Origin of the sequence: Ilumatobacter sp. (assembly GCF_049588435.1) — a bacterium.
Classification (GTDB): domain Bacteria; phylum Actinomycetota; class Acidimicrobiia; order Acidimicrobiales; family Ilumatobacteraceae; genus Ilumatobacter_A.
On sequence record NZ_JBAVYV010000111.1, the window covers coordinates 1 to 10691 of the forward strand.

10 protein-coding genes are annotated in these 10691 nt (G+C 66.8%); 3 read left to right on the plus strand and 7 right to left on the minus strand.

All coding sequences use genetic code 11. From position 1 onward, the window contains the following. Positions 1-610 (minus strand): phytoene desaturase family protein (locus tag WBV89_RS04080; RefSeq protein ID WP_423980064.1); only part of this gene is annotated, 610 nt, incomplete at its 3' end. 47 nt (positions 611-657) lie between these two features. Between WBV89_RS04080 and WBV89_RS04085 the strand changes: the two genes are divergently transcribed. Beyond that, on the plus strand, positions 658-1455 hold the full coding sequence (locus WBV89_RS04085) for a creatininase family protein (protein ID WP_423980065.1): 798 nt from the start codon (positions 658-660) through the stop codon (positions 1453-1455). Here the strand turns inward: WBV89_RS04085 and WBV89_RS04090 are convergent. From WBV89_RS04090 to WBV89_RS04110, 5 genes are all read right to left on the minus strand, one after another. Continuing rightward, on the minus strand, positions 1439-2473 hold the full coding sequence (locus WBV89_RS04090) for a hypothetical protein (RefSeq protein ID WP_423980066.1): 1035 nt from the start codon (positions 2471-2473) through the stop codon (positions 1439-1441). The two genes, WBV89_RS04085 and WBV89_RS04090, sit on opposite strands and share 17 nt — an antisense overlap. Before the next feature lie 297 nt (positions 2474-2770). Then, the gene (locus tag WBV89_RS04095) at positions 2771-4030 is read right to left on the minus strand and encodes an ABC transporter substrate-binding protein (RefSeq protein ID WP_423980067.1); all 1260 of its coding nucleotides are present in this window, start codon (positions 4028-4030) and stop codon (positions 2771-2773) included. 169 nt (positions 4031-4199) lie between these two features. Next, positions 4200-5114 (minus strand): ABC transporter permease, encoded by a 915-nt coding sequence (locus tag WBV89_RS04100; RefSeq protein WP_423980068.1) that lies wholly within the window; start codon positions 5112-5114, stop codon positions 4200-4202. Between the two features lie 20 nt (positions 5115-5134). Further along, positions 5135-5899: an ABC transporter ATP-binding protein gene (locus tag WBV89_RS04105; RefSeq protein ID WP_423980073.1), complete on the minus strand. Its 765-nt coding sequence runs from the start codon at positions 5897-5899 to the stop codon at positions 5135-5137. Positions 5900-6011: 112 nt separating this feature from the next. Beyond that, positions 6012-7223 (minus strand): amidohydrolase family protein, encoded by a 1212-nt coding sequence (locus WBV89_RS04110; protein WP_423980069.1) that lies wholly within the window; start codon positions 7221-7223, stop codon positions 6012-6014. A 19-nt stretch (positions 7224-7242) separates the two neighbouring features. Here WBV89_RS04110 and WBV89_RS04115 point away from each other — a divergent pair, with 19 nt between their 5' ends. After that, positions 7243-8421, plus strand: a complete 1179-nt coding sequence (locus WBV89_RS04115; protein ID WP_423980070.1) for an LLM class flavin-dependent oxidoreductase — start codon at positions 7243-7245, stop codon at positions 8419-8421. Positions 8422-8481: 60 nt separating this feature from the next. Then, on the plus strand, positions 8482-10281 hold the full coding sequence (locus WBV89_RS04120) for a potassium channel family protein (RefSeq protein WP_423980071.1): 1800 nt from the start codon (positions 8482-8484) through the stop codon (positions 10279-10281). Positions 10282-10324: 43 nt separating this feature from the next. On the opposite strand, the gene WBV89_RS04125 is transcribed toward WBV89_RS04120, so the two are convergent. Continuing rightward, positions 10325-10691 (minus strand): gamma-glutamyltransferase (locus WBV89_RS04125; protein ID WP_423980072.1); only part of this gene is annotated, 367 nt, incomplete at its 5' end.

The window sequence follows — 10691 nt, forward strand, 5'->3', positions numbered from 1 at the left end:
CCATCGGCCCGCTCATCGCGCCGGGACCGCGGATCAACTCGCTGTCGAAGTACTCGCGCAGGACGTCGGCCGCACTCCGTCGGCTCCAGCGCAACAGCGCCGGGACACCGGCGAGTCGGCGGCGCAACGCGAGGCGCGTCAGGCCGGTGATCGAGGGCGGCTCCGCGGCCGCCTCGAAGATCATCCGCACAGCGGGGATCGCCGCCTTCGCGTAGCGGCGGTATCCGTCGACGTCGCCGGGCGCCACGGCCGCGATCTGTTCGAGCGTCGCATCGAGATCGTGGTGACTCGTCCAGCCGAGACCGGCGGCCGCCGAGTCCCACGTCATGTTGTGCTGGGCCGGGTCGACGTCGATGTACTCCAGCCCGTGCTCGGCGAGGCCGAGCTCGCGCATCACCGGCGTGGTGCGGAACGTCAGATGGTCGCAACTGCAGATGTTCACGGTCGCTCCGGCGAACTGCTCGCTCGCCGCGGTCCCACCCACCTGATCGCGCGCCTCCACGAGCAGCGTCGACATTCCCTCCCGGGCGAGATAGGCGGCGGTCACGAGCCCGTTGTGGCCCGCGCCGATGACGACCACATCGACGTCGGTCGTTCTCGTCTGAGTCATGGCGTCATTCTCACGCGGCGGCACCGCATGGACGTAACGTTGTCGATGTGTCGTCCGCCGCAGCAGTCCCTCCCGCCTCGCGCCGACTCGACGAACTCCGTGCGCCGGACATCGATCGCCTCATCACCGAGCGTTCGATCTTCGTGCAACCACTCGGAGCCATCGAGCAACACGGCCCACACCTGCCGTTCAACACCGACCTCCTGATCGCCGACCGGGTCTCGGTGGCGGCAGTCGAACGGGTCGGTGCCGAACACGACGTGTGGCTGCTCCCGCCGCTCGCCTACACCAAGTCGAACGAGCACGCCTGGTCGTCGGGGACGATCTGGCTGTCGGCCGACACGCTGCTGCGGGTCCTCGACGACATCGGCCGATGCGTGGCGATGACCGCGGCGCGCCGACTCGTGTTCATGAACGGCCACGGCGGCAACTCGGCGCTCGTCGGCGTCGCGAACCGCGAGCTGCGCCTGCACCACGGGCTGATGACGTTCCTCGCACATCCCGGCGTGCCGCCGGACCAGGGTGGCGTCTCGGCCGCGGACGAGCACGGGATGGGGATCCACGGTGGGACCGACGAGACGTCGATCATGCTGCACCTCGCTCCGGAGTTGGTCGACATGGGCGCCGCCACCCGCAACGTGCCCGACGCACTGATCGGCAACCGGCACGTCCGCTTCGGTGGAACGGTGGGGTTCGGTTGGTTGTCGAACGACTTCGGGTCCAGCGGTCACATCGGCGACCCGACGACCGCAACGGTCGAACGCGGAGCTCAACTGTTCGATGCCGCGGTCGCCGCGTTCTGTGACGCCCTCGGGGAGATCTCGGCGTTCACCCTTCCAATGTGACCGACGGGTCGATGAACTCGTTGGTGACGACGTCGGCGGCCGGGACCGGCTCGATCCCCAGAACGTCGGCGAACTCGGCGAAGAACGGTTCGAGCCGGGCGATGTCGAAGTTCCCGACCGTCGAGTCGGCGCCATCGCCGAACACGCCGGTCGACACGCCGAGCGACACGCCTTCGTCCATCAGGTCGGCGGTCAACCGCGACAGGGGCGCAAACCCGGCACGAGCGAAGCTCATCAGGTCGTTCGACAGCTCGGGAGCGGCCACGTACGCCACGGTCGCTTCCTGAATCACCGGGACGAGGCGCTCGAGACACTCGCGCTGATCGTCGACGTCGTCGGTGCGTACGGCGAGTGAATCGTCGTGATCCACCCAGCCCGCCGACTCGGCATCGATCGCCACGACCGGCCGACCCCACTGGGGGAGCGAAGGGATCAGGACGGGCTCGACGAGCTGATCGCCCTGTTGCGCGATGGAGCCACCCGACTGGACGAATGCTGCGGGCTCGCCGTCGAACCCTGCGACGAGCTGATCTGCGCTGAGCGCACCGGTGCCCTCGAGGAAGGTCGTGAACGGCGAGTCGGTCACGTGCCGGACCTCGATCCCGGCGTCGCGTACACCGTCGATCGAGTCGACGTCGGGATGGGACTGCGGATCGACGATGATCACGTCCCGCGACCGATCGGTGAGGGTGACCACCCCGACCGACGGGAATGTCGATGCGTCACGCATTGCCACTGCCGCCGATGTCTGTGCCAGCAGGATCTCCGGATCGGTTGTCAGCAGTTCGAGCGGTGACCGGAATCCGACCGCCGGCCCGCCCGACCGGATCTCGAGCACCACGTCCTCCTCGGTTCCGTCGACGCGCACGAGACCGCCCGACACCGTTGCCGAAGCTCCGTCGATCTGCGGGTCAGGGCCGAGCAGCTCGAACAGCGGCCCGACGTCCGGGCCCGGCAGCATCGCGGTCTGGATCACGATGCGTTGCGGACACACGTCGCCCAGGGGCCCGTCCTCCACGGGCGGCAACGTCGTCGACGTCGATGGGGGTGCCGGGCGGGACGTGAGAATCGGTGCCGAATCGACCGGTTCAGCCGTCAGGGTCGAATCCGGAGAATCAGCGCCGTCGTCCGGGTCGGACCCAGCCGAACAGGCGACCACGCCGAGAGCGCAGACGACGCCGACGCCCACGGCGCGCACAGGAGACACGGAGCGATTGTAGGAAGTTCCCGAACGCGAACGGGGGCACCCTCGCCTGAGCGAGGATGCCCCCATGTCTCGGCAATCGCCGATTCGGGTCGAATCAGCGATGTTCGGTCAGAAGCCGATGCTGCTGTCGATGTACTCGTTGGTGACGAGATCGTCGACGGTGAGTCCTTCGACGCCGTACACCGGGCCGGCGGCCTCGATGAAGGCGGTCAGGCGCTCCTCGTCGAAGTTACCCACGACGTCGTCGGGACCGTTGCCCGCCAGCCCGAGATCGAGCTGTGCCTGCACCGAGAAGTCGGCCAGACCCTGGTCGTAGACCCAGAAGTCGTCATACGCGTTGACGGCCTCGATGATCAGCTCGTTCGCCGCATCGGGATCGGCGTAGTAGTCGACGGTCGCCATCTGCACGACCGGGGTGAACGCCGCCATGCAATCGGTGAGCTCTTCCTTCTTGGAGTCGAGCACACCGAGCGGAGCGGCGTAGGCCTGCCAGCCGGCGTCGTGGATCAGCTCGAAGTCGACCGGCTTGGCCCAGTCCTCGAAGACGTTCTCGTAGTTGTAGGGCTCGGCCGATGCGAAGCCCTGCTGAGCAATCGCACCACCCTCGGAGATGAAGATCTGCGGGGATCCGTCGTAGCTGCCGTCGAGCTGCGCCTCGGTCACCTGGCCGTCGTTGACCAGGTAGCGCATGTAGGCGCCGGTCTCGAAATAGCGGATGGTCACACCGTCGCCGCCGTCGGCGGTGGCGAGATCGGCGATCGACTCGACGTCCGGGTAGGTCTCCGGATCCCACATGATGATCTGCGGGTTGATCTCGAGCGGGGCGACGAACGCGGTCGTGGGGTTGTCCGCGTAGTTCTCGATCGCCTCGTCGGTGAGGACGTATCCGAACGTGATGTCGGGGTCGCCGGCCATCGTCGTGACGACCTGCTCGAAACCGATCGCAGGTCCGCCGGTGCGGATCTCGATGTTGACGCCCGTCTCGGCACCGCCATGGGTGACCAACGGACCGGACACGACCTTCTTGCCGGAGTCGATCTGCGGGTTCTCGCCCACCATCTGGTACAGCGCGCCGTGCTCGGCCTCGGGGAACCAGTCGGTCTGGATGACGATCGTCTCGGGACAGACCCCGGAGAGGTCGACGGCTTCGCCTTCCTCCATGGCATCTTCGTCCATCACGGCCGTGTCGTCGGTCTCGTCGGTCTCGTCGGCGGCGGCCTCGGTGGTGTCGGTGGTGTCGGGCTCCGGCGCGTCCGAGCTCTCCGCCGCGTCGGTGGTGTCCGACTCCTGGCTGCTCGAGTCGTCGTCGCTGCCGCAGGCGGCAATCGTGATCGCGGCGATGGCGCCGACGGCTGCCATCTTGGTCATGCGGGTATGTCGCATCGATACTCCCCCTAGGAGTTGTGTGGAAAGCGGTGTGTGAATGATCGGGTGTTCACTTCGATCGACCATGAGCGTAGGTGGCCGAGCGGCTGTCGATGTTCGTCGAAACGTGAACGCTCTGTGTCGTGGGCTGCAACCGCCCAGGTCAGCGGGGCTAGCCGCTACGTGTCTCGTGCCAGTGACCGACGACACGCTTGCCGAGCCATCCGAAGAAGACGAACACGGCGATCCCGAGCAGCGCGGACACGATCACGGCGCCGAACATCTGCTCGTTCTCGTTGCTCGCCTGGTACGTGTTGATCAGTCGGCCCAGTCCGGGTTCACCCTGGCGGAAGAAGAAGTCACCGACGACCGCACCGACGACGGACAGGCCGGCCGAGATCTGCAGACCGGTGAAGATCGACGGCATCGCGGCGGGGTACTGCAACTTGACGAGACGGGTCCAGCGGCTCGCCCCGTTGAGCGTCATCAGCTCGTGGTACCCGCGTTCGACCGAGATCAGACCGAACAGGGTGTTCGCCACGATCGGGAACAGCGCGATCATCACGCACACCAGGACCCGCGACCAGAAGTCGAAACCGAACAAGCTGCCGATCAGGGGGACGAACGCGAGGATCGGCATCGCCTGCAGCGCGACGAGGAACGGATACGTCGCATTCTCGATCCATTTCGCCTGGCTCATCACCGTTGCCAACGCAAGTCCGAGCACGATCGCGATCAGCAGGCCGATGCCCGCGACCTGGGTGGAGGTCCAGAGTCCCTCGAGCAGGCTCTTGAGTCCGCCGCCGGTTCGCGAACCGCCGCTCCCGCGTGGGATGTCCCACACGAGGAACGACTGGTTGATCACCGAGTGCGGCGGGGGAACGATGAACTTGCGGGCCTCCGACATCAGGACGTGATGCGTGAAGTACCAGAAGCCGATGAAGGCGGCGAAGAAGGCCATCGGCCCGACGATGCGCGACACGCCGGGTTTGCCCTTCCGGCGCTTGTTCGGGGACGCCCCGGCGTTGGCACCACTCAAGGGTGCGGTGGCCGACATGGGGTCGGCGGCGACGGCGACACCCGTCATCGGAGTCTCGGATTCGACCGTCACGGATGAGCCCCGCGCAGGTCATGGGAGATCTTGCCGGACAATTCGGCGAACTCGGGGAGGTAGCGGATGTCGTGACTCCGTGGGTACTCGAAGGGAACCTCGTAGTCGGCGACGATGCGACCCGGCCGCGCCGACATGACGAGGATGCGCGTCGACAGGAAGACCGCCTCGGCGATCGAATGGGTGATGAACAGCCCGGCGAAATCCTTCGCCTTGAACAGCGACAGCAGCTCGTCGTTGAGCCGCTCGCGACTGATCTCGTCGAGTGCCCCGAACGGTTCGTCGAACAGGAAGACGTTCGGCTGGAGCACCAGCGAGCGCGCCAGCGATGCGCGCATCCGCATTCCCCCCGACAGCTGCTTCGGGTACTTCTTCTGGTGTTCGGTCAGGTTGACGAGATCGAGTGACTCGTCGACCTTGTCGGCCACCGACGCCATCGACAGTCCGTGGAGTTCCGCGAGCAGCTCGACGTTCTTGCGGACCGTCCGCCACGGGAAGAGCGTCGCATCCTGGAAGACGTACCCGATCGAATCCCGATCGACGTCGCAGGCGCCGGACGTCTGTTGCTCGAGACCCGACGCGATCCGCAGGAGTGTGGACTTGCCACAACCTGAGGGGCCGACGACGGTGACGAATTCTCCGCGGTCGACGCTGAACGACACGTGGTCGAGTGCGTGGGTGCCGTCGGGAAAGACCATGGAGAGGTCGTCGAAGACGAGCGCCGGACCCGCATCGTCGACGAGATCGGTCCCGGATCGCACGGCGCTGGCGAGTGGTTGGCTGTTCACTGAGTTGAAGGCTCCGAGTTGGGACGTTGCGGCCGTGCAGCGTACGGACGCCGATCGACCGTCAGAGGTCAGGAGTGTTGCGATGTCATTTCACGAGTCGTGACCCGTGACGCCACACGATGCGATCGACCGGGCCGAACGCGATGGCTTCGCGGACTGTACTCGCTCGGGCGGCCACGAGATGAGCCGGTGACCCGGGGACGATCGCGACCTCGGGTCGACCGGTCGCTCGAGCGCTCTCGTTCGACACCGCCGACCACGCCTCGTGGGGCAGGAGGTGTGCGCCCAGGATCATCAGTCCCGCCGTCTCGAACGGGCATGCCCGACCCACCGGGTTGAACGGGTCCTGGAGATTGTCGGCACCGGCGGCGACGGTGACGCCTGCCTCGCGGAGCGCGGTCACGGCCGTCAGCCCGCGTGGCATCGGGCTGTGGCCGCGGCCCTGGAGGTACAGATTGGTGTGGGGGAGCGCGATCACCGAGATGCCCGCAGCGGCGACCCGACGGGCGATCCGCAGCTGAGTCTCGTGGTCCTGCATCCCGAGGCTCACGCAGTGGCTCGCCGTGACGGGCTGCTCGAATCCTGCCTCCACCAGTTCGGCGAGATCGACGAGGCCGAGCACCGTCGGATCGAGGGTCTCGTCGGTGTGGAGGTCGACGGCGCGGGAGTGGTCGGTGGCGACCTGGAGCAGGAACTCGGTCGCCGCACGCGGGCCTCCCGCCTCGAGGTGCGGCACCCCTCCGACCACGTCGGCACCGGCCTGCATCGCGGCGCGGAGAAGTGCGCGCTGGTCGGCCCCGTCCGGTCCGGTGACCGGCCAGCCGCACAGCGCGACGATCTCGACGTCGATCACATCCGCCACCCGCTGTTTCACATCGACGAGAGCCTCGATGCTGCGCAGTCCGTGCTCGGTCGTCGTATCGGCGTGCGATCGCACGGAGTGGAATCCGTTCGTCGCCATCAGCCGGGCAGCGCGTTCGGCCCGATCGATCGTTTCGTCAACCGCCAGCAGGTGGCGGTTGTCACGCATCGCCTCGATCGCACCCAGCAGGTCACCGGTCGGGTTGCTGATCCGCTCGGACAGGAATGCCTTGTCGAGATGTGCGTGAGGTTCCACCGCGGCCGGCAGGAGCACGTATCCGTCGAGCGATTCGATGGTCTCTCCGTCGAGCGGATCGAGGTCCCCGACGGCCACGATCAGGCCGTCCCGGATCCGGACATCGACGACGAGGTGTGACACACGCCCGTCGGATTCGCCTCGAACGGTGGTCGCCCGTTGCAACAGCGTCGACGTCATGTGCGCGAACATAGCGACAATGGTTGCTGCACAGGATCTGAAACTCGGAGCGTTCTTCTTCGGTGGCGTCGAGATGGACGACGCGGGAGCAGGTGCTCCGAACCCGATGGACCGCCGCTACTCCAACGAGGAGTGCTGGAAGGCCACGCTCGACTACGTCAACTCCGCCGTCGAGGCCGAACGGCTCGGCTACGACTCGTTCTGGACGACCGAACACCATTTTCAGCACGAGGGATACGAGGTCGTTCCCAACGGGATCCTGATCTCGACCTGGATCGCGGCGCAGACCACCAAACTCCGTTTCGGCTCGATGTTCAACGTCGTCCCCCAGTGGAACCCGTTGCGCCTGGCCGAGGACTTCTCCACCCTGCACAACCTCTCCGGTGGCCGAGCGATCCTGGGTGTAGGACGGGGCACGGTGCCGCGCGAGGTGTTGCACCTCAACGACAAGGGCGTGTCGATCGGGTCGCAGGACAACCCTGATCAGCAGGCGGCCGACGCGTTCAACCGGGAGATCTTCGAGGAATCGATGGAGATCGTGCGGCGGGCGCTGAACCAGGAGAGTTTCTCGTTCGAGGGCGAGCACTATCAGATCCCGATCCCAGGCATCCCCGACCGGGGCTCGACGGTCCAGGAACTGACACTGATCCCACGACCGATCCACCCGTACGAGATCTGGCAGGCGGTCACGTCGCCTCCGACGCTCGACTACGTGCCCGTGGTCGACCACGGCGCGGTGTTCTGGAACCAGCACTACAGCTTCATCAAGCGGTTCTGGGACACGTACGGAAAGAACTACACCGCCGCCCACGGGGTCGAACTCGAAGCCCATCAGAAGCGGATGCTCGTCGTCTCGGTGCGGATCGAGGACACAATGGAACAGGCCCGCGCCAGCGCTCTGCCCGGCCACGACGAGTTCTGGAAGTTCCTCGGCCCGTACGGCTGGAGCCGTGGCTACATGGGTCCCGACGGCAAGCCTGCCGCTCCCGGGCTGATCCCGACGCTCGACGAGTCGATCGAGAACAAGACGATCCTGGTCGGTCCGCCCGAGAAGGTGGCCGAAGAGGTGCAGTTCCTCAAGGATCTGCTCGGATTCGAGTCGCTGACGATCTTCCCGCACATGCTCGGCGACAGCTACAAGAAGGCCGACGAGCAGATGGCCCGCTTCAAGGAAGAAGTCCACCCGCTGCTCACCTGAGCCGCACGGCTGAATCGCTCGGCTGAGCTCCCGAGGCGTGGCGTGCCATCATCTCGGTGAATGTTGAAATCGCTCGGAGCCACGATCGCCCAGGTCACCGAACGGCTGCGCGGCGACGAGACGTCGAATCCGCCGGGGTGGCACCCGGACCAGGCACAACTGTCGGTTCGGCGCGCCGAGCGCCGGCGCCAGCTCAAGACGATCGTCGTCCTCGTCGGCATCTTCGTTGCCATGGTGGCGATCTTCGCGACCGTGTTCCACGAGTTGATGGACCGCGAAGGCCGCTCGCACTCGTGGCCGACCAGCATCTACTGGACACTCACCACGATGACGACGCTCGGCTTCGGGGACATCACGTTCCAGTCCGATGCCGGTCGCATCTTCTCGGTGGTCGTGCTGCTCGCCGGATCGACATTCCTCCTGGTGATGCTGCCGTTCGTCTTCATCCAGTTCGTCTTCGTGCCATGGATGGCCGAGCGCGAGCGTCGTCGTGCGCCGCGGTCCGTTCCTGCGTCGATGAGCGGCCACCTCGTGCTGACCGAACACGGTCCGGTCGAACACGCGCTGATGGAACGGGCCGAGCAGGCGGGGGTCCCCTACGTGATCATCGTCGAGGACGTCGACCAGGCCGTGCGCACCCACGACCAGGGCCGCGTGGTGATGGTCGGCGCGCTCGACGATCCGTTGACGTACCGCAACGCGCGTGTCGATCAGGCCGCGATGGTCGTTGCGACGCGCAACGATCCGACGAACACCAACATCGCGTTCACGGTGCGTGAGATCGCACCCGACGTGCAGATCCTCGCCAGCGCGAACTCACCCGCCGCCGTCGACATCCTCGAGATCGCCGGAGCCGACCACGTCGTTCAACTGGGCGAGATCCTCGGCGCCTCGATGGCGGCACGTGCGCTCGGGCTGGGAGGGACGAGCCACGTGATCGGCGAGTTCGCCGGGCTGAAGATCGCCGAAGCCGGCCTCGTCGGCACCTCGATCGTGGGGACCACGCTGGCCGACCTGGGCCTCCGCGCCCGACTCGGCATCGGCATCATCGGTGTCTGGGACCGCGGGGTCTTCACGATCGCCTCGGCCGACACCGTCCTGCGCGAATCGTCGATGCTGTTGCTGTCCGCCAGCGAGGATCAGCTCGCAGCGTTCGACGCCGAGTACGCCGTCGACCAGGACGACTCACATCAGGCGGTGATCATCGGTGGCGGCCGGGTCGGTCGAGCGATCGGGAGTGCGTTCGAGGCCGAAGGGGTTGCGTTCACGATCGTCGAACAGCTCGCCGAGCGCCGCCGGGACTCCGCCCGATACGTCGTGGGCGACGCCGCCGATCGGGAGGTCCTGACCGAGGCCGGGATCGACCAGGCGGGAGCGGTTCTCATCACGACGCACGACGACGACGTCAACGTGTACCTGACGAGGTACTGCCGCGGCTTGCGCCCGGACGTTCGGATCGTGTCGAGGTCCCGACTCGATCGGAACGTGACGACGCTGTATCGGGCGGGGGCCGATGCCGTGCTCTCCTATGCCGGTTCCGGATCCGCGGCGATCTGGAACCAGTTCCGCGGCGACGAGACACTGTTGATCGCGCAGGGCCTCAACGTGTTCCGCACCCCGATCCCGAGGGAACTCGCCGGTCGGACGCTCGCGGAGTCCCACGTGTACCGCACGACGGAGTGCAACGTGGTGGCGATCGAGCGCGCGGGTGTGATCGAGGGGAATCCGGACCCACATGCCGCCCTTCCGGTGGACGGTGAGCTGATCCTCGTCGGGACCGACACGGCCGAGGCCAACTTCTCGACTGTGTTCCCACACGCCCGGCGCCGTGTCCTGCGCGGGTGGCGCACGAGGACGTAGAACAAGCGTGGCTCGCGTGGACCCACCCAGTCCCGGTCGAAGGTCAGCCGCCGGCGCACGAGCCGACGACGGTGCGCGGATCGGCGAAGCCGACCCACGATCCGTGACGCCCGCGGGTGATCGCGTGGGCGTGCCCGTAGGTCGAATCCCACGCGGGGGTGCTGGCCACTCGGTGTCCTCGTGCGGTCAGCCCATCGACCCAGTCCGGCGCTGCGTGCCCCTCGACGAACACGCTCGGGCCCTCGGCACCGGTCCACGTGTCGAATCCGGTCTCCGGGCCGCGCAGCACCCAGCGCCCGGCGGTGACCGCGCGTCCCGGACTCTGGCGATGGTGGAACAGGCGGGCGGCGAGCTGCAGGAGGATCTGCGGTTGCGCGTCACCGCCCATCGTCCCGAACACCGCCGCGAGC